Source organism: Paenibacillus sp. R-74696 (assembly GCF_055814915.1).
Genome location: NZ_JBPULM010000045.1, coordinates 626,731 through 648,484 on the forward strand (window position 1 = coordinate 626,731; position 21,754 = coordinate 648,484).

20 protein-coding genes, 2 tRNA genes and 1 riboswitch are annotated in these 21,754 nt (G+C 50.4%); of the genes, 5 read left to right on the top strand and 17 right to left on the bottom strand.

Going from position 1 to position 21,754, the window contains the following annotated elements:
* Positions 1-35: 35 nt before the first annotated feature.
* The 5 genes from ACSR9A_RS23045 to ACSR9A_RS23065 all read right to left on the bottom strand — a co-directional run bounded on the left by ACSR9A_RS23045 (position 36) and on the right by ACSR9A_RS23065 (position 5,707).
* Complete coding sequence (locus ACSR9A_RS23045; protein ID WP_473759721.1) at positions 36-710, bottom strand: lytic transglycosylase domain-containing protein; 675 nt, start codon at positions 708-710, stop codon at positions 36-38.
* Positions 711-1,036: 326 nt separating this feature from the next.
* Positions 1,037-1,636 (bottom strand): nitroreductase family protein, encoded by a 600-nt coding sequence (locus ACSR9A_RS23050; RefSeq protein ID WP_341282159.1) that lies wholly within the window; start codon positions 1,634-1,636, stop codon positions 1,037-1,039.
* A gap of 197 nt (positions 1,637-1,833) precedes the next feature.
* Positions 1,834-3,459, bottom strand: a complete 1,626-nt coding sequence (locus ACSR9A_RS23055; RefSeq protein WP_473759722.1) for a DUF2339 domain-containing protein — start codon at positions 3,457-3,459, stop codon at positions 1,834-1,836.
* Between the two features lie 85 nt (positions 3,460-3,544).
* Positions 3,545-4,237: a response regulator transcription factor gene (locus ACSR9A_RS23060; protein ID WP_473759724.1), complete on the bottom strand. Its 693-nt coding sequence runs from the start codon at positions 4,235-4,237 to the stop codon at positions 3,545-3,547.
* 60 nt (positions 4,238-4,297) lie between these two features.
* Positions 4,298-5,707 carry an ATP-binding protein gene (locus tag ACSR9A_RS23065; protein WP_473759726.1) on the bottom strand — a complete coding sequence of 470 codons (1,410 nt, stop codon included), beginning with the start codon at positions 5,705-5,707 and terminating at the stop codon, positions 4,298-4,300.
* Positions 5,708-5,996: 289 nt separating this feature from the next.
* Between ACSR9A_RS23065 and ACSR9A_RS23070 the strand changes: the two genes are divergently transcribed.
* Both ACSR9A_RS23070 and ACSR9A_RS23075 read left to right on the top strand, forming a co-directional pair.
* On the top strand, positions 5,997-6,365 hold the full coding sequence (locus ACSR9A_RS23070; RefSeq protein ID WP_473759728.1) for a DUF6713 family protein: 369 nt from the start codon (positions 5,997-5,999) through the stop codon (positions 6,363-6,365).
* Between the two features lie 297 nt (positions 6,366-6,662).
* Positions 6,663-6,809 carry a hypothetical protein gene (locus ACSR9A_RS23075; protein ID WP_473759729.1) on the top strand — a complete coding sequence of 49 codons (147 nt, stop codon included), beginning with the start codon at positions 6,663-6,665 and terminating at the stop codon, positions 6,807-6,809.
* An 821-nt stretch (positions 6,810-7,630) separates the two neighbouring features.
* Here the strand turns inward: ACSR9A_RS23075 and ACSR9A_RS23080 are convergent.
* From ACSR9A_RS23080 to ACSR9A_RS23100, 5 genes are all read right to left on the bottom strand, one after another.
* A complete protein-coding gene (locus ACSR9A_RS23080; protein WP_473759731.1) occupies positions 7,631-8,800 on the bottom strand; it encodes a sn-glycerol-1-phosphate dehydrogenase in 1,170 nt (389 codons plus the stop codon).
* A 103-nt stretch (positions 8,801-8,903) separates the two neighbouring features.
* Entirely contained in the window at positions 8,904-9,647 is a 744-nt protein-coding gene (locus ACSR9A_RS23085; protein WP_473759732.1) for a hypothetical protein, read from the bottom strand.
* Positions 9,644-10,342: an ABC transporter ATP-binding protein gene (locus ACSR9A_RS23090; protein ID WP_473759734.1), complete on the bottom strand. Its 699-nt coding sequence runs from the start codon at positions 10,340-10,342 to the stop codon at positions 9,644-9,646. The genes ACSR9A_RS23085 and ACSR9A_RS23090 overlap by 4 nt, the downstream gene beginning before the upstream one ends.
* Positions 10,343-10,361: 19 nt before the next feature.
* Positions 10,362-10,736 carry a GntR family transcriptional regulator gene (locus ACSR9A_RS23095; protein WP_473759736.1) on the bottom strand — a complete coding sequence of 125 codons (375 nt, stop codon included), beginning with the start codon at positions 10,734-10,736 and terminating at the stop codon, positions 10,362-10,364.
* Positions 10,737-10,914: 178 nt separating this feature from the next.
* Positions 10,915-12,684, bottom strand: a complete 1,770-nt coding sequence (locus tag ACSR9A_RS23100; protein ID WP_473759737.1) for a methyl-accepting chemotaxis protein — start codon at positions 12,682-12,684, stop codon at positions 10,915-10,917.
* A 92-nt stretch (positions 12,685-12,776) separates the two neighbouring features.
* Positions 12,777-12,860, bottom strand: a riboswitch (cyclic di-GMP riboswitch).
* Positions 12,861-13,024: 164 nt separating this feature from the next.
* On the opposite strand from ACSR9A_RS23100, the gene ACSR9A_RS23105 reads away from it, so the two are divergent.
* From ACSR9A_RS23105 to ACSR9A_RS23115, 3 genes are all read left to right on the top strand, one after another.
* Positions 13,025-13,234 carry a YrzA family protein gene (locus ACSR9A_RS23105; RefSeq protein WP_056041703.1) on the top strand — a complete coding sequence of 70 codons (210 nt, stop codon included), beginning with the start codon at positions 13,025-13,027 and terminating at the stop codon, positions 13,232-13,234.
* Between the two features lie 114 nt (positions 13,235-13,348).
* Positions 13,349-13,424 (top strand) — tRNA-Thr (locus tag ACSR9A_RS23110).
* 8 nt (positions 13,425-13,432) lie between these two features.
* A tRNA-Pro gene (locus tag ACSR9A_RS23115) sits at positions 13,433-13,506 on the top strand.
* A gap of 279 nt (positions 13,507-13,785) precedes the next feature.
* On the opposite strand, the gene ACSR9A_RS23120 is transcribed toward ACSR9A_RS23115, so the two are convergent.
* Genes ACSR9A_RS23120 through ACSR9A_RS23150 form a run of 7 tightly spaced genes read right to left on the bottom strand, consistent with a single transcriptional unit; the run spans position 13,786 to position 21,751 of the window.
* Entirely contained in the window at positions 13,786-15,282 is a 1,497-nt protein-coding gene (locus ACSR9A_RS23120) for a phytoene desaturase family protein (protein WP_473759739.1), read from the bottom strand.
* Entirely contained in the window at positions 15,258-16,454 is a 1,197-nt protein-coding gene (locus ACSR9A_RS23125) for a glycosyltransferase family 2 protein (RefSeq protein WP_473759740.1), read from the bottom strand. Before ACSR9A_RS23125 ends, ACSR9A_RS23120 begins: the two co-directional genes overlap by 25 nt.
* Positions 16,430-17,098 (bottom strand): lysophospholipid acyltransferase family protein, encoded by a 669-nt coding sequence (locus tag ACSR9A_RS23130; protein WP_473759742.1) that lies wholly within the window; start codon positions 17,096-17,098, stop codon positions 16,430-16,432. The genes ACSR9A_RS23125 and ACSR9A_RS23130 overlap by 25 nt, the downstream gene beginning before the upstream one ends.
* Before the next feature lie 55 nt (positions 17,099-17,153).
* A complete protein-coding gene (locus tag ACSR9A_RS23135; protein WP_473759744.1) occupies positions 17,154-17,879 on the bottom strand; it encodes a carotenoid biosynthesis protein in 726 nt (241 codons plus the stop codon).
* Positions 17,876-18,748 carry a phytoene/squalene synthase family protein gene (locus ACSR9A_RS23140; RefSeq protein WP_473759745.1) on the bottom strand — a complete coding sequence of 291 codons (873 nt, stop codon included), beginning with the start codon at positions 18,746-18,748 and terminating at the stop codon, positions 17,876-17,878. Before ACSR9A_RS23140 ends, ACSR9A_RS23135 begins: the two co-directional genes overlap by 4 nt.
* On the bottom strand, positions 18,732-20,255 hold the full coding sequence (locus tag ACSR9A_RS23145; protein WP_473759747.1) for a phytoene desaturase family protein: 1,524 nt from the start codon (positions 20,253-20,255) through the stop codon (positions 18,732-18,734). The genes ACSR9A_RS23140 and ACSR9A_RS23145 overlap by 17 nt, the downstream gene beginning before the upstream one ends.
* A complete protein-coding gene (locus ACSR9A_RS23150; protein WP_473759748.1) occupies positions 20,252-21,751 on the bottom strand; it encodes a phytoene desaturase family protein in 1,500 nt (499 codons plus the stop codon). Before ACSR9A_RS23150 ends, ACSR9A_RS23145 begins: the two co-directional genes overlap by 4 nt.
* Between the last annotated feature and the right edge of the window lie 3 nt (positions 21,752-21,754).

Genomic DNA, 21,754 nt, shown 5'->3' on the forward strand with positions numbered 1-21,754 from the left:
TTGACAAAAGCGGGTACTCATTTCCTCGCAGCTCATTAGTAACGTGCTGCTTGTACTTTCACAATATAGCGCTGCGTTTCCTCAGGGAGCTTGTCCAAATTCGCCATCAGCTCGCTGTCTGTCGTAATGCCAAGGCGGTCGATACGGCCCGGGCCAGCATTGTAAGCGGCTAAAGCTACTTGCTCATTGCCATTGTATTTGCGAAGCAGAAAGGATAAATAACGGGTTCCGCCATCGATATTTTGCTGCGGATTTAACGAATCTGTTACGCCAAGGCCGCGTGCCGTGCCGTCCATCAGTTGCATGAGCCCTTTGGCTCCTGCGCCGGATACGACATCTGGCTGGAAACCGGACTCTGTGCGAATGACGCCGCGGATTAAAGCGGGATCTACGCCATATTGGGCTGCTGCCTGTGCAATCATCGCATCATAGTCAGTGGAGCCAGCTGCGAACGTCTCGCCCTCCGCCTGATAAGCGTTATTCAAGCTGGCAAGCTGCGCCAGCGCCTCGGACGCTTGAGCGGGTACATCCGTGCCTTCACCTGAGCCGTTCGAAGCTTCATGCATATATTGGGACAGCAGCATGTCGAACAACGAAGTTACACTTTTGTCCTTATTCGTGCCTAGCGGATTCGCTACTGTCTTAAAGTCAAGATTAGGAGCAAGCTGCGTCTTGATCATTTGCTTCATAATGCGCGGATCGATACTCATAATTTCCTCCTTGAACCAAATCGCTTGGCTCTGCTGGTCTAAGCGTAAACGGCTGAAGCCGTCCTTTGGCGGCAAAGTAACCGTTTCGCGATGAAATATAAGCCTATTTATAAGGGAAAACTTATAAATGCTTATATTTTAAAAAAGCTCTATAATGATGTATCGGTTTTTATTGTACATGTTTTTACCCCTATTCGCCAGCAAATCGTAAAATACGCAAGTTTATTCGATTGGAGGATTAGCGAATAGCGCACAAAAACAACCTCCCAAGCTTGCTTCGGAGGTTGTTCAGGTTCTATTTAAAGCTTATTCGTTCGATTTAAAGCTTATTTGAATACTTTAACGCGATCTTCAAGCGGCTGGAATGTTTTCTCGCCTGGCTCTGCTGTTGGCTTGCCGAAAGGCATTTGCGCAATCAGGCCCCATGATTCTGGCAGGCCAAATGTCGATTTTACCTTTTCGTCGATCAGCGGGTTGTAATGCTGCAGGGAAGCGCCGAAGCCTACTTCTTCCAACAGGTTCCATACTACAAATTGCAGCATGCCCGAAGATTGGTGCGACCAAAGCGGGAAGTTGTCAGCATACGAAGGGAATTGCTGCTGCAAGCCTGCAACAACATTGTGATCCTCGAAGAACAAAATCGTGCCGTAGCCATTATTGAAGGAAGCAATTCTGCCTTCTGTCGAAGCGAATTGATCAGCAGGAACGATTGCGCGAAGAGCTTCCAGCACAATGCTCCACAATTTATCATGATTTTCGCCGAGCAGAACGACTGCTCTAGCACTTTGAGAGTTAAAGGATGAAGGGGAATGTTTAACGGCTTCGTTAACCAATTCTACGATTTTCTCATCAGAAACAACGGATTCTTTGCTAATTCCGTAGTAAGTACGTCTTGCTTGCACAGATTCCAAAAAGCTTTGTGACATAATCAAATACCTCCAGTTAAATGGTTTAGTTCCATGCTTGATTAGATGCACACCAAAGTAATATTAATTACTTTACGTAAGTAACAATAATATATTACCCCTCGATTTGTCAAGCTTTTCCGCTGGCTTTTTATCAAAATAAGCCTTTCGCACCGCTTTATTCATTCCCCAATTGTTCATCTTTCATGAACCGACATTCACACATTATCTTTCTTGCTATCAGTCTCTGCACCATGCTGCTCCCAAGACTGGTCGCCAAGCTCTCTTACTTTGTTCCATTTGCCATTGATCCAAGCGATGAGGAAGGAGATTCCCCCCAGCAATAGCAGCACAAGCACCTTGTACAAGCTTTCCTGGCCGTTCAGGTCGAAGAAAATGGCTTTAATGGCTGTCAGCCCCAAAACCGAGAAGCCAAACCAGCGGAACACCGATTGGCCGCGATTGACGCCCCACAATACGAGCATCAGCGCATATACACCCCAGGAAGCCGACAGGCTGAGCTGCATATAGAAGCTTGGAAGATCGTAAAGATGCTCCTGAAACAACCGAATCATTTGAACAGTCAGCAAACCGCCGATTATTAAATGCGAGCACAACGCATACATGTTCCCCATTACGCGATTGCCTGCATCGCCAAGTGACGCAAATTTCTGCCGTGCCGAATAATAGAAGCCCAATGCCGCAAGCGCCAGCCATGCCATCGCGCCCCAGTTCAGAAACGGAATGAAGACGCCGAACCATTCGCCGCGCGGTGTAAACCATGTGATGACGTACCAATAGCATACCGTCGTAAACCATATAATGAGCGATGCCAGATTCAAAGCTTGCCAGCGGAACCTTTTGCCCGCTAAAACAAGCAGCGCGGCCACCGCCGACCATAGGAACACATTAAAGATCGGTTTAACAGCTAGACCGCTGCCCACCTGATTAAGCGCAAGCAGCATCAGCAGCACACCAGCAGAACCATACGTAGCCGAGGCTGGCTCCATGCGCTTCATATGATAGTGAATAAACCAGCTGGCAAGCAGCAGCACAAAGCCGATAAACGCCAGCGGATAAGCATAATGCACTTCACCATGAATGAGCAGCAGTGACCAGAAGCCAAAAATAACGCCATTGGACAGTCCCGCAAACATATTCATCCCGTCAAAGCTTTGTTTATTTGCCCGCGAAGCAAGCAGAAAGCCGATCTGATAAAACAGAAATGCGGCGAGCGCGTAGCGCAGCGGCAAATTCCAAACCCCTTCCACTACGGGATCAAAGGTGAAAAAGTAAACGATATACATGATCCAGCTTCCAATAAAAGAGGTCAGTCTGAGCTCATTCCAGCTCTTCACCGTGCTGAGCCAGAAAAAAGCGGAATTGAGCACGAGCATATACAGAAATAAAGTAAAGACTTGATCCGTCTCTGGACGCATGAGCAGTGGCGACAGCAGGCCGCCCGTTAAAGCAATATTGATTAGCAGACGCGATTCAAAGCGGTAAGCATAAACCGTAAGCGCCGCAGTAACGGCTGTCATGCCCAGCAGCACTGTCATCGAGTCCCACATTTCATAATAGACACCGGCAAAAGCGGCCGTCGTATACAGCAGGCAGGCACCTAGTCCGATTAACAGCTCGCCGACGAGCGGCCATTTTTCCCGCTTAATCAACGAAAATCCTGCTGCGGCAAAGCCTGCACCGCTCAGCAATCCCAGCCCGATTTTCATCGCATTCGTTACCCAGCCCTGCTCCACCGTATATTTGAACAAAGTGACGAACGCTGATAGGACAAATAACACGCCGAGCAGCAAAGTCCATTGTTTGCGAATCCATACATTCATTGGTTGTACCTCCGTTTAGCTGCATTTTTGTGACTTGGTCTTAGTTCTATTTTAGAAAAATAGGGCAAAAAAAATAGTACCAACTTTACGTGGTACCATTTCCATCCTTATTTTCTTTTTCTAATAGGCCAAGGGCTTTCACCTGCTGCGCAGCCTCTTTCGAGCCACCCAGCTGCAGCTTCTTGAGTATATGGTTAATATGGTTTTTGACCGTTCGAATGGAAACGAACAGCTTATCTGCCATTTGCGACTGCGAATAGCCTTGATCGACCAGCTCCAGCAATTGCAGCTCCGCAGGCGTAATCAGATCGCGCACCTTCTTCACTTCAAAATCCCGCTCCAGCTGCTTCAGCCTGCGGAATTCCTCGCGCATCTGCTCCGCCGCCGCCGCACTGATCGGAGACTGGCGCTTTGCCGCCGCCGCTATTGCCGCAGGCAGCGATTCAAAGTCGGATTTGATCTGGTAATCGATCGCCCCCACCTGAAAAGCTTGCAAAATCAGCTCCTTCTCCTCCATCGACGTCAGCATAATGACCCTTGCTCCCGTCGACATCGCCGTCGCCTCCGCCAGCTCAATGCCGGCAGGCTCATCACCGAGCATAATATCCATTAGCACGACATCTGGCGCCTTGCGCTCGCCCGCGAGCGCCTCCCGTACCTCCTGCGGATTATCCGAAGTGAATACGACTTCAATGTTCGGCTGGGCCGCTAGAAAAGCTTTCAGCCCGCGCAGCCAATCTTTGTCGTCCTCTACGATCCATACTTGTATGTTATCCATCGGCATGTTCCCCTTCTCTCAGCCTTATCTCTGTCTATTTCTATTTATCTCTCTGACTCTTTATCTCTCTGACTCTTTGTGCTCGGATGCAGAATCGGCCCCCGATACATGTCGCGCCTGAATCGCCTTTTTCTTGAATATCATCGATACGAGCGTCCCTGCTCCAAGCCTGCTCTGAATATGCAAAGAGCCGCCATGCTTGCGCATCACATGATACGCATATGGCAGGCCAAGGCCGAAATTCGTACTGCCCCCGCGTTTGGTCGTATAAAAGGGCTCGAACGCTTTGGCCGTCTGCGTACGATCCATACCCGGCCCCGTATCGCGCACCTCTATCATGATATCGCGTTTCGTCTCTTTCATTATAAGGCTCAGCGCGCCTTTGCCATCCATTGCTTCAATGGCGTTCGAAATCAAGTTGCCGAGAGCTTCGGTAACCTGCGCGCGGTCAATCATACAGCTCCAGCCATCAGACAGGCTGCTTGTAAAATGAACCCCTTCGGCAAGCAGCTTATACGGCTCAAGCGTCATGAGCAGCAGTTCCCCAAGCTCTTCCTGCGTAGGCTTCAGCGCCAAATCCTCGGTGCCATGATGGACACGGCCAATCATTTCCTGGATGTGCCGCGTTGTCCGCAGCATCGTCTCCGCATCGGCAAGCAGCTCCTCCTGGTTCGTGGATGCCGCGTAAGCACGCATCTTCTCGCCGAAGAGCCTCATTTTGCCGACGTCATTTTTAATCGCATGATTGAGAATAGCCGTACCTGATGTAACCGCTCGCAGTGTCGAATCCAGACGGCGACGGTCGATAAATACACGTACCCCCAGAAATCCGTAGGTAAACAGACCTATAACAAAAACCAGCGCCCCTATGCCGACAAACCAGGTATTGTACACCCACATCCGCAGGAAGCCGAGGCTTGGCAGTACATAATTCATCGTTGCGCTAAACAGCACCGGAGTCAGCACCGATGTGCATACGATCCAGTGGCGTCTCGCTTGAGCCAAATAACCCGGATTTTTCAGCAATATATTCACCGCACCGACCGCTACATAAGGCACAGCCCACCAGACAACAACTGTAAATGTAATCGGATACGTTTCCGTGTAGCCTGGTGTAAAAAGCAGGCAGGCCGCAATCGGAATAAAAAGCAGCAGCGGCAACACTCGCTCATAAGGCTGTAATCGGTCGATAGGACGATACGCCAGCGCAAACAGCAGGAAAGTGTACGGCAAGCCGTAGTAGGACAGCAGCGAGCAAAATGCTTGCAGCATGTACAACAGTTGGTCAGCCGTTTCATTCATATAATGTTGACTTACATAAGGAATAATTCGCTCATCCAGCACGACAGACATCGCCCCGGCTCCGCCCGTAAAAGGTACCCCGCTAAGCCGCCTGCTCACAACCGAACGTGGGTCGGACAGCATCAATATTAAAGCGATTCCCCATAAGGCAATTAGGACAAATAACACGCCGCAGCCCTCTTCTCTCTATATGCTCTCTTTAATGCTCTGCTCTAACCATATAGCGGAGCGCGGAAAGCGTCAAGCCTCTGAGAAAATATGTGCGGCGATTGGCATAGTACTGCCTGCCTATTCATGAGATTAGGAGTTCAGACATTTATTGTACATACCTCAAAATGGTTATTTTGTTACTTTGTCGTCATTTATACGTATAGAGAAGGCGGCTTATATATTTTTTCGAGTATATAAATGAAATACATAAACTACCGTGCTGTTATAAAATTGCAGGAGGCTGACTATGCCCGATTTTTTGCTAGTGCTATTTTTGTTCAATCTATCTTTGTTTCTGCTGCACGAAATGGATGCGATCCGCCATTCGGAATGGCGATTGTTTATCTTCCTTAAGGATATGGAGGATGCGAAAGCCTATAAGGTGTTCACCTTCATTCATCTTCCGATGTACACGATCATACTCGCTCTGCTATTCAGCGATTATCAGACGGTTACGTTTTGGGTGCTGGATATATTTTTTATCATCCATGCTATTTTGCATCTCTTTTTTGAAAAGCATCCCCGCAATGGCTTCAAAAATACGTTCTCACGCGCCTTTATTTATCCAATGGGGATAATTGCGGCGATTCATTTGTTGCTGATGGTTATGAAGTGAGTGCCTGGATATGTTCGGATATGTTTAGCTATGTAGGGTTCAACGAGGTTGAGAATTGTTGCGCTTAGGGGAGACAGTACGAATGGTTAGAAAAATGCGTGACCGCCTGTGACTTTTGGCGGTCTTATTTTTGTTCATTTCATGACTAATAGTCATGAAATTGAACGCTCATTTGGACCACGAATCCTTATACAAACCTAAGTTGCTCTGCTCCCCATTGCATCGGACATTTGTTTGAGGCACGTACCTTCTAAACTAATTATTCAAGTTCGCGGACTGGAGGAGGTAATAATGTGAATGAATGGTCAGATGGGAACCGTTCCCTTTTTAGAAGGACTGAGGTTCCGCTATTTTAGCTTTTTATTTGTTTTCAGCCTGTACGCGGACAGGAGATCCGCTATTGCCTCCCTCATTCCTTCAAAAGGGCAATTGGCAGTGCATTAGCGGCTCCTGTGTCCGCCTAATTCTCAATGAAGCGTTATCCGGTTAAATAGCGGATTCTGTGTCCGCCAAGTTGCCGATATCCCTTTAATCGTATGTTTACACACCCTGATATAGCAACCGTTTATTCGCTCCACCAAGACAATAAAGGCACATCATTCGAAATGGATATGGCATATCGACCAAATGTAATCCCTCAGTTAAATATTAGCTTGAAAAAGAAAACATCACCTACTTGAGAATCAAAATATATTTATTAATATTGTTACTTAGCAAAAAGAAGCCTTATAGAACAAAGCTTCTTATGCTTTTAGATATATGGCTATTAACAGATTTAACAAGTTTCCCCTAACTTTTTAGGATTAGTAGCTTAATTACGTGAAATTTCACCCACTCACATAGAGTGCGACATGCAGATTGCATCCAGATACCAACAGGAGCTGCAGTTTCAATCCACGTACTTACATAGAGTGCGACAAATCATGATATGCCTGCTATAGGCATGCATGAGGTGTTTCAATCCACGCACTCACACAGAGTGCGACTCAGCTGCTGGAGGATGATCGTGGTTAGTATGGTGTTTCAATCCACGCACTCACACAGAGTGCGACAGCGAAAAATAGATAAATAAGTGCCATTATGGCATTCATTTATCTAAATCACAACAAAATAATGCTAGCACATTCGCAAAAATTTCTTGACTTTTAAAGAATTCACTCATTTTATGTATGATTCGACAAATTTCGAGGTGCGAATCCCCTAGGGTTTTTATGGGAGCTTCACATTCGCACCACGACGCCACTCCATTCGCTATCTATAAAATATTACTTTCCCGCCCCTTCGTTATACGCTCTCAGCAGCGTATAACGATTTGGCCGCACCAGATGCGCCTGACTCAAGCTTCGGGCAAGCAACTCATCGCTCACACCTAGTTCAGCCGTTGTCGACGGCCCACCAACTCGCATCAGCCAGCCGCGTATCGTCTCCTCATTCGGAATTTCCGCGATCAGCTGGCTGATGCGCTCCGCATGCTCCGTCCCGCTAATCGCTGGAACCTGCTCAGCAGCCAAGCGGTGATAGAGCCCAGAAATTTCTGCACATGCGACGCCAACCTTCGCTCCATGCAGCAGTTGACGGTTGCCAAGTCGAATATATTCCATTTCCCAGTAGTGGGACAAATGATGCTCCGCACCCGAGGCCGAATGGGATTGCCCGAACAGCAGCATCGCAAGGCCCGATTCGATCAAGGCGCTGATCAGCACGCGAATGCCCTCTTCGCTGCGTGATGCAATCAGCTCTACATTTTCCACACACTGCATTAAAGCGTCACGCGTAATCGTCGCCACGATATCCGAATAAGCTTCGTCGCCCGCTAGCGAGCCGTAGGACCAATCGAATAAGGACGTATATTTGCCGAGCATATCGCCAAAGCCTGCGGCAACCATCGCGACAGGAGCCTGCGTAAGCACATCGAGATCGGCAAAAATCGCGTCCGGGCCAATCGCGGCGATCGTAATCTTTTCACCACGAATAATAATCGGAGCTCCCTTGGAATTGAAGCCGTCAACGGACGGAGCGGTCGGGACTGATACAAACGGAATGCCCGCCGTATAGGCCGCATAACGCGTAATATCATGAAGTGTTCCGGAGCCAGCCGCAATGACTACTTCCGCAGCATAATGCTGAATATCGAGCAGCAGCTGCACAATGGATACTTCGTCCGCAATGACATCTCCCTGTTTGTCAGGCTTGATCAGCGTTGCCTTAACGGCAATATCACTAGCGGCAATTTTCGCTTCCAGGTGTTTTCCAGTTATCTCGTACGTGATGCTGTCGGACACGATTAAAACGTTGCGATAGCCCTTCTTTTGCAAATAAGGTGCAACCTGCTGAGTAGCTCCACGTTCAATAAGCAGCGGTTCAATTACAATAGACTGAACGGTAGCAGCATCATAGCCTGCGGCAGCCAGCTTGAATTTTTCCATTAGCGTCATGAGTTCGTTGTCCCTTCTATCTTCGAAGTTGTATACGAATATTGTCACGCGCTAATGGCAGGTTTGTCAACCTTTGGCTTGCAGGCCTTCGCTGCGCCTTCCTCTACGCATCCAGCTTTTTGCTGAGCAAGTACAGCATGATGCTCACAAGGATAGCACTGATCACGATTTCAAACGACATAACGCCCCAGTTTCCAATCGAAATTTCGCCTGTTGGGGACATTAAGATTGTCAAGCTTGAAGAGGTAGACTCTGAGGCCATCGTGCCGAATAAATCATCGTTAAACAACCATTTCTCCGCATAGCCCATGAAAAATTGCAGCAGGACGAAGACCGCTATTGCTACCCATGGAAAAAGCTTTTTATTAAAGAGATGCCCCACTGTAATCGAAAAATAGACCATCAGCATCAAAAATAGAACCATCCAAAATATCAAAATAAAAAACAGGACGCCCGTCTCGAAATTAGGCGGATTCAATAAATCCAGTGAGGTGCTTGGAGAGAGCCATTTAAACAGCCAGATATGAAGCAGCACGAGTCCGCTCAGTGCAGCCGATAATATGAATTGCAGCAGAAGAGGCGAAGCGATTGTTTTCCACGTGGCCAGCGGCAATAAGCGGCGACCGTACGATTTAAGGTTATGGGAGTAAGTCTTTGAGGAAAATATGATCAACATGAGGGCAACGAATAAATAGCCCATGAACATTAATGTAAGCGACATTGCAGGCTGCCAATTACGCGTTGCAGTAAAAAAGGAAAGTGCTCCCTGCAAAATAATAAGCGCCGCCGCCGAGCCCATAATTAAATTCGCATTGCGTTTCCAGTCATATTTCAATAAGTTTATCATTCTGAAAATACCTCCCTGAATAGTTCATCTACACTTTTACCATGCTTGGAGCGTATGCTCTCCACATCCTGACGCAGTGAAACTTCGCCGTTCTGAATAAAAATGACTTCATCGAAAACCCGTTCGATATCTGTAATTAAATGCGTCGAGATGAGCACACAGCTGTCTTCATTATAAAATTTAACGATAGCGTCCAAAATTTTGCCCCGCGCGACGGGATCAACGCCGCCTATCGGCTCATCGAGTAAATAAAGCTTAGCTTGACGCGACAGCGACAGCGTGAGCTGCAGCCGCTCATTCATCCCTTTGGATAAAGAGCTAATGCGATCATTGCGATCCAGCTTCAAAAAGTCGAGCATGCTCCCCGCTTTCTCCTGATCGAAATCCTTATAAAAATCACTGAAAAAACGAAGGGCATCCTTCACCCGCATCCACGACTCGGTTACCGGCTGATCCGGCATAAAGGACGTAACCGCCTTTGTCCCGATGCCAATCGGCTCCCCGCAAATTCGAACGCTTCCTGAGGTTGGCTGAATGAGTCCTGCCGCCAGCTTCATGAGTGTACTCTTGCCGCTGCCATTGCTGCCAAGCAGACCAATAATTTTGCCAGCTTCCAGGTTTAAATTAATATTATGCAGCGCTTTTCTCGATCCGTAGTTTTTCGTTACGGCTTGCAGTTCAACAATCTTCTTCATTCGTATATTCTCCCCCCGCCTATTTCTGCTCTTCCTTGCTAACTGCTTCCGATACTATCGCTACAATGTCCTCCTGCTTAAAGCCCAAATCGCGCATCCCCTGAATGAAACGTCCGAGCAAAGCAGCCGCCATCTCTTTTTTAATACTCACAATCGCCGCCTCCTCGCTCGTTACATATCTTCCAAGTCCCCGCCTTGTTTCGACGATGCCTTCACGCTCCAGCTCCTGAAAAGTACGCTGTATCGTATTCGGATTGATTTGCAGCTCCACTGCAAGCTCGCGCACCGAATCGATTTTATCGCCGGGATTAAGCTTCCCGCTAATAATTTGCTGTTTAATGTAGTTCATGATCTGGATGTAGATTGGCTGGTTGTTGTCAAATTCAATCGGCATAAGTCACCTCCGTGTTAATGTGTTAGTGTTATATCTAAATAGTACACTAGTATTCTGTTGTTGTAAAGGGCTGGATAAAAAAAAGGCTGCCTCCAATCGCCCACGGGCGCTGAAAGCAGCTATTTACTCTTTAGTATTCCTTTTTATTGTTCCATTTACTAATCCATTAAAAGCGAGCTTACACCTTGAATACAGCCGCTTTTTCGCGCAAATTAGTGGAAGAGCCCTGTAGTTTCTCAGCTAGCTCTTGAAGCTGAATCGATACCTCAAATTGATCCTCGGACATTCCGCTCATCTGCTCCATTTTGCCATTCACCTCGGAGGAGGTTTGCAGCAGCTTGTCTACAGAACCAACAATATCGGTGATGCCCTTTGTAATTTCATCAATACCGACGGAGATTTCGCCCATTTGCTCGGACAAGACGCTGCTTTGATTTTCCAGGCCGTTAAACATTTCGCTCGCGGTCACCGATGCCTGCTTCGTCGTTTCAATCACTTCTGAGAAGCTGCTCAAGCTCTGGCTGCTGTCGGCAAAATCGTTCTGAATAAGCTTAAGCTCCTTCGTAATATCTTTGGAAATGATATCCGTCTGGCTCGACAGCTTGCGAATCTCCTCTGCTACTACAGCAAACCCTCTGCCATGCTCGCCTGCACGCGCCGATTCAATCGAAGCATTCAGCGACAATAAATTCGTCTGTGTGTTCAAATCCTGGATGCCGCCCAAAAACTTCGTTACATTATTGTAGCGCTCATTAATCCGGTCAAAGGATTCGGTTACTCGGGCAAATTGCTGCACCGTCTGATTGACCATTTGCACGACGCCCTTCATATCGGTGGAGCCTGTGCGCGACGACTCTCTCATTTCTTTCATATCGCGGTTAATATATTCGGTCGAAGCCGCAATTTGCTGCGAGCTTGCCGATATTTGCTCCGTTACGGCCGAGATCGAAGTAGCATCATCATACTGGGTCATCAAAATCGTTTTGCCGTTGCCAATCTCTTCTTTAACCTGCTCGGAAGCGTTCTGATTGCGAACAATCATGTCACCCATATTGCGCGAGGCTTGCAGAACAACCGTGCTTACATCCATAGTCGAACGAAGCGTGTCGCGAAGCGCACTTCCCATTTGCTCCAGCGAACGGTCAATTTGACCAAATTCATCTTGGCGATCCAGCTTCCCATCATAGGTAAAATCGTTATTTTGATAGGAGGCAATTCGCTTCATTAAGCCAACGATGCCTTTTTTCACATTTCGGCTTAACGAATAGGACATGATGAACGGCAAAACGGCAAGCAGCACAATATTGATTATAATAATCGTATTGGCAGCCGCAAGACTTCTGTTCAATGCATCTTGTGTTGCAACCGAATCCACTTCAAGCCATTTTTCTACCGTTTCATTCGCAAAGCTGAGAACAATCGTATATGTACTGACAAGCTGTTTGACCTTGGCGGAACGGTCTTCAATCGAGAGCAGGCTGTGATTGCCGTTTTCTTTATTAAGCTGCTCCAGAGCAAGCCCAAACACATTGCCTTGGTTCGAATAGGCGTTGCCATTATCTCCGTGAGGATATTTCGCATCCAGCGACTCTAGTGTAACCTTCAGATGTTCTACCCGCTCGGGCATCGTCTTAAGCGCCAAATTGATGCCATCATCGCCGGTGCTGCCGTTTTCTACCGCATCAATCATTGAAAGCAGCGTGCGCAGCATTGAATCCGATACACCTTGATATTCTTTTTTGGCCTCCTGAAGCTCATTTGAAGCATTCACTGCACTTCTAACCGAAGCATTTTGCATAAAAATCCAACCGCCAGCCACCACATTAAACAATGTAATTAGTGAAGTGATGAACAGCAGCTTCGTTGTGACCTTTTGTCTCTTCAAGAAATCAGAAATTCTTGATGTCCATTTTAACCATTTTGCCTCTTTCAATCGGTTAATCGCCATTTTCTCTCCATCTCTCCTAATACACTGAAAAAAAACAAAAGCTATTCAACCACCGTTACGAGTTGAATAGCTGAATCAGCCTATAGTCCTGTACCGGTGGTTTGGCAGCCATAGCTTAATACCTTAGGCCCATAACTTTGCGCCCTTATTTTTCAATAAGTTTGCCTTTTTCAGTATGTAATTTTCTATTTATTTCGACACTTTTAAAGTATAATTTAGGGAAACCCTTTTGTAAATTACAAAAAGCGTGATTAGCTGACATGATACTTTGAAACTAGTTCTGAACAACGTTATACTATTAACGAAAGCTAGACATGCAAGAGATTTGAGGGGGTTAATAATGGATTTCCGACTAGATTTAATTGAGGATAAAATCGAATTCTTTGAGGCTTTTGACTTACGAACGCTGGAGAAGCATATTGACCAGCAAATTGAAGCGAATAAGGCACTGCTTTTACAAGTTCACGCCATTAGCCATCATGCGGTCTTTCATCCCGATCGCGGGAAAATGCTGTACAGCGCAGTCGTTCATTTTAAAGTTAAAAAATAGGCCGATTCGGGCATTTGACTGCTGCCCGAATTTTTTTTCGAAAAATTAAAAAAAGGTATTGCATCCTCCTAAAGTTCTGTGGCATAATACATCTTGTGTCCGATTCATAACCACGCCGTTGTAGCTCAACTGGTAGAGCAACTGACTTGTAATCAGTAGGTTGGGGGTTCAAGTCCTCTCGACGGCACCATTTTTTCTCGGGACGTAGCTCAGCTTGGTAGAGCACCTGGTTTGGGACCAGGGGGTCGCATGTTCAAATCGTGTCGTCCCGATATTTAATAAGTTGTTTCAAGCAGGCCCTCTAATCCTAGAAGGGTTTTTTATTTTATTTGACCCTTTTTAGTTTGTGGGCATAAGCCCCTCTGTATGGTTACAAGGTGAAACGGCTGTCGCCGTCCACTGGCGGCGCAGCGCGTTTTATTCCGAGAAATATAGAGCATGGATGGGACAATCAGATCCTTTCCTATATTTTTAAAAAATAAGCCGCGCTTGGCTGGATGCATTACTGCACCCAGCCAAGCGCGGCTTTTCTTTTGCACCATTAGTTTCTCTCAAGAATGCTGCCGAATCATCGCCTCTGCGGTGAGCAGCCCTGACATGGCAACCATCGGCGTTCCTCCGCCGGGATGGGTCGTTCCACCTGCAAACCACAGTCCACGCAAATCCGCACGATTGGACGGCCGCATAAACGTCTGCTTCGCTGAATTCGAGGAAATGCCATAGATGGCGCCGCGAAATGCTGACGTATCCCGCTCCAGATCCTCCGGCGTATAAGCAGCAAGCTGCTCCGTATTAAGGTCTAGTCCCTCCAAGCCATAGGCAGCTAACTGCTTCAACAGACGTCCCTGATAACGCTCCGCCTCCCTCTCCCAGCTCCAAGCGTCCGACGTATAAGGGGCATTCGCTAAAATAAACAGGTTGCTGCCGCCTTCCGGCGCCATGTCCGGTTCTGAATAGGCGGAGCAGCATAAATAGATCGCAGGATTAGATGGCGCCACGCGGCGCTCGAAAATCGCCTCAAATTCTTCCCCATACCGCTGCGGATAAAATACAGTATGATGCAGCAGCTTATCGTAACGTCTGCGAATGCCGGCAAGAGTGACAAAGCCGGACAGCGAAGGCTCGTAGCTTGCCATTTTGCGGTCTGTCATCGCGGGCCGCAGCTGCTCGCCGAGCAAATCTCGGCATACGGACAGCACATCACCGTTCGCGAGAACCAGATCAGCTGGCACAAAACCGCCGTCCGTCTCTATCCCGCTTACACGACCGCCACTGGCAACAATGCGCTGTACACGTGTCGAGGTGTGTATTTCCGCCCCCATTTCCTCCGCCAGCTGGCGAAGTCCTTCAACAATGCTGTACGTGCCGCCACGAACACCGAAAATGCCAAGCTCCGCCTCCACATGCGGCAGCATCGCGAAGATGGCTGGCGCCCGATCAGGGGCCGAGCCGACATAGGTCGCATAACGTCCAAACAAGGCCAGCGTGTTGGGATGACGGAAATAACGGCGCAGCAGCACGGACAGCTTCGTCAGCGGGCGAATGCGGACAAATGCTGCCGCTAGCCCAGGACTCAGCTTATCCTGCCAGGAAACCATCATTTTGTTCATAAAATGACGCTCCGCCTGTCCATACATCACCGCTGCCTCGGCCATAAAAGCCCGATACCGCCGCGCATCCTCCGGACTATAGCCGGAAATTTGCTCCTCCATCACAGCCGGGTCAGCGGATAAATCCACGACCGAGCCATCTGCAAAGCAGTTGCGCGTTCCATGCTCCAGACGATAAAAATCAATATAATCCTCGATGCGGCGGCCTACTGAAACAAACACCTTGCGAAAAGCATGCGTCATCGTTATTGTGCTTGGCCCCCGATCAAAGCGATATTCCCCAAGCTGGATACGCTGGAGCTTGCCTCCCACTTTCTCCTGCTGCTCCAGCACAGTGACCGCATAGCCTGCATGCGCAAGGCGGGCCGCCGCTGATAAACCACCGATGCCGCCGCCAATGATGACAACCCGCTTCATAGATAACGCCTGCCTTTCCATAAATACCCCTCCCCGCTCGCCGCTGCACGCCATGACGCGGCAGCAATGCCAATAAGCATAACAATGCCGGCCGGCAGCAAGAAAGCAAACCACACTGGCAAGCGGCCGCGATGATCGATCACCCCTTTAATGATGACCGCCAGCAGCCAGCCTATCGCGGCCGGCAGCAAGCAGGCGGCAAGCGTACTTGCCAGCGTCCCTGCCGAAAAAACGGCGTAAGCAAGCAAAGCTGCTATGAACATAGCAGGCGGCAGCAAATAGATGAGCGCATAAAATATACCCAGTGCCGCGAGAAGGCCCGTTTGGCGACCCGTTCCGGCAAAAATATTTTTCTTGTAGCCGTTCCACACGCCCGCTGCATCTGTATACATGCGCATGCTCACCTGCCCCGATACATCGGCGAGCGTCATGGGCAAGCCCGCCCGTTTCACCGCACGCGCCATCTCCATATCATCGAGCAGCTTGGATTTGAAGCTGTGGTGTCCGCCAATCGCCGCGTAGCTTTCGGCATGGATCAGCAGAAAAGCGCCATGCGCCGCCACGAATTTGGCGTCAGCAGAGCCACGCACCAGCCCGATCGGCAGATGGCAGGCGATGGTGAAATTCATGAGCGGCACAACAAGCCGCTCCAGCCAAGACCCAGTCTGCTGATGGGGGAAGCCCGTAATCAGCCCCTTCCCTTGACGCAGCGCCGTGTCCATCGCGGCATGCAGAGCTCCCGGCCGCAGCGTCGCATCGGCGTCCAGAAACAGCAGCCATTCGCCGCGCGCCTCCTGCGCCAGCTGCTGGCAAGCATGCGACTTGCCCAGCCAGCCGTCTGGCAAGTCCGCCCCCCGCAGCACGCGCAGGCGCCTATCTCCTTGCGCGGCCAACATCGCCACATCAGCCGTGCCATCGGCAGACTGATCATCCAGCACAAGCACCTCAAGCAGCGGCGATTGCTCCGCCGCCAGCACCGCCTGCACGCAGGCCCCAATTCGCTCCGCTTCGTTGCGTGCTGGAATAAGCACGGACAGCCTTGGCGGCAAGTCAGCGACCGGCCCCTCGCCTCCAGCAAGCCACAGCCGGCCTTCCCCCGTGCCTCCTAGCTGCGGCAGCTGGCGTAAATTCCATACCACGAACAGCAGCTGCAGCGCCAGAACGGCTGCTATCGTCCAAAAAACGATTTCCATTTCGCCGTCCTCCCCTTCATCCGGTCGAACGTCTCATTGACCGAGCGACCGGTCTCCAGCAGCAGGCGGAAACCATCCTGCTCGCCGTCTGCACTCGCAATAACAGCCAGCCGATGCTCGTCGAGCTGCTGCTCCAGCCTGCGTTCCAGCAGCAAAGTCGCTTCTTTGCGTCCCAGAGCGCACCAGTCTGCCTCGATCAAGCTGCCAATAGAGAAGGAGGCAGACGCTTTCTGATGCAGCCCCATCGTATAATACAAGCTTACAGGCAGCACAGCTGCATCTCGGCAGCGCTCCAGCAAATAGCCGACCCCCGTCTGAAATTGCAGCGGACGGCTTTCCAAATGAAAAATATCACCCTGCGGAAACAGCCAGACGGCTCCGCCGCTGCGCATGAGGTCAGCTGCATAACGCAGCGAGGCTGCCGTTTCCCGCAAATTTTCCTTATTGACCGAAAAAGCGCCAATGCGGCGAAAAAAAGCATATCGCTTCATTTGCCGCTCATCCATCATCATATAATGCTGCCGCTGCGACTCGCTCCGAATCATATGGTAGACGAGCAGCCCGTCCCACCAGCTGCTGTGGTTCATAATAATCAGCAAAGGACGATCGGCCGGAGCCTGCTCCAGTTCTCCTCGCAGCGACACTTCATGAAAATGCCGTTTCAGCAAATAGTGTTTATTGTAACGGGAAAATACCTCCTCAAACCACCTGCTCTTTTGCGATGTGATGATAGCGAATCACGACTCCTTCCAGCACAGCAGCCGCAGCGACAGCTATGAGCATTGGCACATACAGCCCTTCCTTCATGCCAAGCACACCGAACATGAGCAGCATGAGCTGGCCCAGCCTTGCCGCCTCCCGGCGTACAGCGTGCGCAATTTCGCGAACCGGAAACAGCAGCGACAGCGCCGCTGAGATCATAAACCAGCTGATGAAATTCGTCGCCGGAATGCCAAAGTAGGCACCGCCCTCTTCCCACAGCCAGAAGCCCCGAGCATAGGCTACCGGATCGAGCACCAAGTCCAGCGTGACGGTGAAAAGTCCGGTTTGCAGCGCTCGCACCCAGCGATTGTTGCCGAAGGACAACAGCATACCGTTCAGAAATACGCCGACCCAGGCGCAAGCAATCGTTACCGGCACGCCGCCAAGCAGAAAGCCGAGCACTGGCGTATAGTTGTACTCACCAAACGGCCAGCCCGTTGTAACGCTCAGCCATTCTACACCGAACGTCGAGAACCCGACAAATGCGATGCGCCCCCAGCTTAAAGGTGTCCGCTCTCGCAAGCCTTGCTCCAGGCTAACTGCATACATCGCATAAAAGACGAGAAACAAGCCGTTCGAGAAGGCCAGCGGCGCCGGAACGCCAATCGTCAGCATAAGAATGAGGCCCACCACATACCAGAATAAGAACAGCTGCCGCATCATAACGATACGGCTCCGCTTTCCAGCACAGAATCCGTTAAATATTTCTCTTTGATCGATTTATAAATTTTCAGCTTCGTCAGCGGCCCCACGACCGCCCGCTTCGCATACACCTCATAACGATTCGCGATCACCTGATCCAAAATAGCCCCGTAAAAGCCAGCCGCAAGCTCCACCGCAAACGCGCTTTCCGGCGGATAGCTGCTTAAATTCGCCAGCCCCTTGTGAAACCAATCCTTCGCTTGGCGCTCCAGCGCATGAATAAGCGCCCGAAAATGATCGTCAATGACCCCGGACTCAAAGCTTTGCTCGCTATAGCCATACTGGCGCAGCATTTCAAGCGGCAGGTAGCGACGGCCACGGCCTTGATCCTCGCCAACATCGCGCACAATGTTGACGATTTGCATCGCCTTTCCCAAATAAATGCCGGCTTCTATAATTTGCTCGTCCGGATGATTATGCAGCACGGGCAGCAGCATTTCGCCAACCGTTCCCGCAACCAAGTAGCAGTAGTCCTCAAGCTGCTCCATCGTCTCGTAATGGGTCAGCACCAAATCGCGGCGCTGTCCTTCCATTTGGCGAAAAAACGGCTGCTTGCTGACCGGAAAATGATGAAACAGCCAGCGCAGCGCCGGCCATATAAAATGCCCGTCCGCCTGCTCCAAATGAGCGAACCGCGCCTCTAGCTCGTTTATTGTATAGGGAGACTGCTCCGGTTCATCGACTGCATTGTCTATAATCCGGCAAAAGGCGTAAATGACGTAAACCGCTTCTTTGCGTGGGCTTGGCAAAAAACCAAATGCCTTATAAAAACTGGATGAACCTTTGCGAATCATCGCCTCGCACTGATTTAGGCTAAATGCTGTTTCCATCCTGCACCTCCTGGATCATTGTGGGCATTGCTGTTGCTCTTTGAGCCGCAACGGCGGTAGATAAATGCTGGACAAGCATTCTCGCGCCCTGCATAACGATCGGCACCCCGCCGCCGGGATGAACCGAAGCGCCTGCGGCATAAAGCCCTTCGATGCCATACGGCACAATTTGCGGACGAAAGACGGCGGACTGGAGCAGCGTCGGCGCAATGCCGAAGCTGCCTCCCTTGTACAAGCCGTCAGCCTCGGCATCCGCAGGCGTGCGGACTTGCTGCCAGCGAATCGCTTCCCTCAGCCCAGGAAAGCCGCGGCGCTCCGCTTCGCTAAGCACATGCTCGACCAGCTTAGCCGTCTCCTGCGCCCAATCGACATGCGGAGCAGCAGGCGATGGAATCAGCACATACATCGCGCTCTCCCCCGCTGGCGCAGCGGTATCATCAAAGGCGGACGGATAAAAAACATAAAAAGACGGATCATCGGGCAATCGGTTTTCCTTGAAAATTTCCCCAAGCCCCTTCTCAAGCGAAGGCGGCAGAAAAAACTGATGCGCCGCCGCTTCCGGCCACTGCCTGTTCAAGCCCAAATAGACGAGCACGCAGCCGGAGGAAGGCTTGTAATCCTTCATTTTATTTTTCGGGCGAGCCGCCTCTTGCACAGGCAGTACGCCAGCAATAGATGGAAATTCGCCGTTATAGATGACCGCATCATAGCGCGTATCCCCTTCGGCAGTCCGCACGCCATAGCAGCGTCCATCGCTGATTAGGAGCTCCTTGACGGCCGTCCTCTTTTTCACAGCAACGCCTTGGCGCTCAAGCTCCTCCTCCAGCAGCGGAATGAGGCTCGCATAGCCGCCCTTCAAGCACCAGACGCCAAATTCATGCTCGGCATACGGAAGCAGCGAATACAAGCCCGGCGCTTCAAATGGCGCGCCCCCGATGTACAGCGTCTGCAGCGAGAAGGCGTCGTGCAGCCGCTTATCCTTAAAATATTCGGCGGCGAGGGCGCGCACGCTTTTGTAAGCCCGCAGCTTGGCCAGCAGAGCGATGTTGCGCACGGTGAAAAAATCCCTTTTGCGCAAAAACGGCCGCTCCAAGAACGCTTTTTTTCCCTGCACGAAGGAACGCTTCATCTCTTCCATATAGCGAATAAACCCTTCCTGCTCGCCCGGAAAAAGGCGACCGAGCTCCTCCAGCTGGCGCTCTCTATCGCTCCACTTATGCAGCACGGTGCCGTCGGCAAAATGAATGCGGTACATCGGATCGCAGCGCACGAGCGGGATTCGCGAGCGGTCAATGCCTGCCTCCGCCAAAATGCCCAGCAGCATTTCCGGCAGCAGTACAATCGTTGGACCTTGATCGACACGGTATGTCCCATTTTGCTCGAAGGCAAGCCTGCCTCCGAGGCGGTTCATCCGCTCATAGATCGTTACGAGCTTGCCTTGTCGCCTGAGCAGCAGCGCCGCAATGAGGCCGCCGATGCCACCGCCTGCTATAGCGAAGTTATTCATATGGCCCCCTCCTTCAGCCGATCCTGCTCCATAAGCAGCCGGGTGCTGATTCGCGCAGATTCAAAAATCGTTGGCAGCCCGCTGCCGGGATGCGTTCCGCCCCCAACGAGCCAGCAGTTGCCGTATTCCTCAAAGCGGTTATGCGGGCGCAGCATCATCATTTGATTAAAGGAATGCGCCAAATTAAACGTGGCTCCCTCGTATACCCCGTGACCCTGCTGCCAATCTTGCGGCGTAATCATCGCTTCGATTTCAATATGCTGGGAAAGGCCGCGCATTTCCGGCTCCTGCTCCATGCGGTGCAGCATTTTCTCCCTAATTAGCGCCCCCTGCTCCTGCCAGTCAATGCCGCTCGTCAAATTCGGCACAGGCATGAGCGCGTACAGCGCCGTCTTGCCCTGCGGAGCGAGCGTCCGGTCATGAATGCCCGGATTATGGACATAGATGGACGGATCTGCGGACAGCTTTTTCTGCGCCATCATTTCATTGACATTCGTCTTATAATCGCCGGCAAACAGTACCGTATGATGAGGCATTTTAATTTCTTTGTTGATGCCAAGGTAAAGCATGTAGGTCGAGCAGGAGTATTTTTTCTTGGCAAGCTTCTCTGGCGTATATTTCTTCAGCTCACCCGGCTCAAACAGCTCATTCATCGCCGTCGCAAAATCCGCGTTTAAAACAACATGGTCAGCTTCAACTTTCTCTCCATTGGCAAGCAAAACCCCACTAGCTTTCCCGCTCTTTGTCAGCACGCGCTGCACGCCGGTTCCGGTAGAAATGACGCCGCCATACTCACGAATGACCTCGCCCATTGCCTCGCATAGCCGATTCAAGCCGCCTACCGGGTGAAACAATCCGTATTTATGCTCCATATAGGATAAAATCGTAAAGGTGCCCGGACATTCCCACGGCGACATCCCTAAATATTTCGCTTGGAATGTAAAGGCGTATTTGAGCCGCTCGTCCTTAAAATATTTGGATAAACGGTTATACACCGTATCCGTCGCATGAAGGCTAGGCAGCGCTGCTAGCACATCGCGGGCCATATAATCGCGCGGCTTGCTGAAAGGACGCTGCAGCAGCGGCGACACGCGGCCAAACTTGATCTCCTCATCGCGCATAAACCGCCTATAGCCTGCTCCGTCTCCGGGAAACAGCCGTTCAATTTCTGCATGCGTCTGTTCCATATTACGAGAAGGCTCGAACGCCGAATCTCCGAACTTCAATCGGTACAGCGGGTCCAGCTCAATCAGTTCCACGTAATCTGCAAGCTTGCGGTTCACTGCCGTAAACAATTCCTCCAGCAAATGAGGCATCATAAAAAAGGTTGGGCCGCGGTCAAACTTAAAATCGCCCACCTGCAGCAGCGAAGTCCGCCCCCCAATGTACGGCTGCTTCTCCAGCACCGTAACTTTATAGCCTTGACCTGCTAGCAGCATGGCGGCAGCAAGTCCTCCTGGTCCGGCGCCTACAATGGCAACATGCCTTGTCTTCATTTA

Bases quoted from the DNA above. Each gene is read 5' to 3' on its own strand.
- ACSR9A_RS23055 (WP_473759722.1), bottom strand. From the start codon at position 3,459: ATGAATGTATGGATTCGCAAACAATGGACTTTGCTGCTCGGCGTGTTA.
- ACSR9A_RS23140 (WP_473759745.1), bottom strand. From the start codon at position 18,748: ATGGAAACAGCATTTAGCCTAAATCAGTGCGAGGCGATGATTCGCAAA.
- ACSR9A_RS23060 (WP_473759724.1), bottom strand. From the start codon at position 4,237: ATGGATAACATACAAGTATGGATCGTAGAGGACGACAAAGATTGGCTG.
- ACSR9A_RS23070 (WP_473759728.1), top strand. From the start codon at position 5,997: ATGCCCGATTTTTTGCTAGTGCTATTTTTGTTCAATCTATCTTTGTTT.
- ACSR9A_RS23075 (WP_473759729.1), top strand. From the start codon at position 6,663: ATGAATGGTCAGATGGGAACCGTTCCCTTTTTAGAAGGACTGAGGTTC.
- ACSR9A_RS23105 (WP_056041703.1), top strand. From the start codon at position 13,025: ATGGATTTCCGACTAGATTTAATTGAGGATAAAATCGAATTCTTTGAG.
- ACSR9A_RS23120 (WP_473759739.1), bottom strand. From the start codon at position 15,282: ATGGAAAGGCAGGCGTTATCTATGAAGCGGGTTGTCATCATTGGCGGC.
- ACSR9A_RS23125 (WP_473759740.1), bottom strand. From the start codon at position 16,454: ATGGAAATCGTTTTTTGGACGATAGCAGCCGTTCTGGCGCTGCAGCTG.
- ACSR9A_RS23150 (WP_473759748.1), bottom strand. From the start codon at position 21,751: ATGAAGACAAGGCATGTTGCCATTGTAGGCGCCGGACCAGGAGGACTT.
- ACSR9A_RS23080 (WP_473759731.1), bottom strand. From the start codon at position 8,800: ATGACGCTAATGGAAAAATTCAAGCTGGCTGCCGCAGGCTATGATGCT.
- ACSR9A_RS23145 (WP_473759747.1), bottom strand. From the start codon at position 20,255: ATGAATAACTTCGCTATAGCAGGCGGTGGCATCGGCGGCCTCATTGCG.
- ACSR9A_RS23045 (WP_473759721.1), bottom strand. From the start codon at position 710: ATGAGTATCGATCCGCGCATTATGAAGCAAATGATCAAGACGCAGCTT.
- ACSR9A_RS23135 (WP_473759744.1), bottom strand. From the start codon at position 17,879: ATGATGCGGCAGCTGTTCTTATTCTGGTATGTGGTGGGCCTCATTCTT.
- ACSR9A_RS23050 (WP_341282159.1), bottom strand. From the start codon at position 1,636: ATGTCACAAAGCTTTTTGGAATCTGTGCAAGCAAGACGTACTTACTAC.
- ACSR9A_RS23085 (WP_473759732.1), bottom strand. From the start codon at position 9,647: ATGATAAACTTATTGAAATATGACTGGAAACGCAATGCGAATTTAATT.
- ACSR9A_RS23090 (WP_473759734.1), bottom strand. From the start codon at position 10,342: ATGAAGAAGATTGTTGAACTGCAAGCCGTAACGAAAAACTACGGATCG.
- ACSR9A_RS23095 (WP_473759736.1), bottom strand. From the start codon at position 10,736: ATGCCGATTGAATTTGACAACAACCAGCCAATCTACATCCAGATCATG.
- ACSR9A_RS23100 (WP_473759737.1), bottom strand. From the start codon at position 12,684: ATGGCGATTAACCGATTGAAAGAGGCAAAATGGTTAAAATGGACATCA.